Origin of the sequence: Pseudomonas sp. Pseusp3, from assembly GCF_047304225.1 — a bacterium.
GTDB lineage: Bacteria > Pseudomonadota > Gammaproteobacteria > Pseudomonadales > Pseudomonadaceae > Aquipseudomonas > Aquipseudomonas fluorescens_CD.
Window position 1 is genome coordinate 1 of the sequence record NZ_JBGLYV010000271.1, and the last position, 275, is coordinate 275.

1 protein-coding gene is annotated in these 275 nt (G+C 57.1%); it reads left to right on the top strand.

The window, feature by feature from the left end; all coding sequences use genetic code 11:
* Positions 1-275, top strand: a 275-nt coding sequence (locus tag ACCD00_RS30840) for a radical SAM protein (RefSeq protein WP_413428948.1), incomplete at both ends; no start/stop codon positions are given.

A 275-nucleotide genomic window follows, 5' to 3' on the forward strand; every position in this document is an offset into this window, starting at 1 on the left:
CTGGGTTTCTACACCAACCTGATCACCTCCGGCATCGGCCTGACCGAGCAGAAAATCAGCGACTTCAAGAAGGCCGGTCTCGATCACATCCAGATCAGTTTCCAGGCCAGCGACGAACAGGTGAACAACCTGCTGGCCGGTTCGAAAAAGGCCTTCGCGCAAAAGCTGGCAATGGCCCGGGCGGTGAAAGCCCACGGCTATCCGATGGTGCTGAATTTCGTCACCCATCGGCACAACATCGACCAGATCGACCGTATCATCGAGCTGTGCATCGC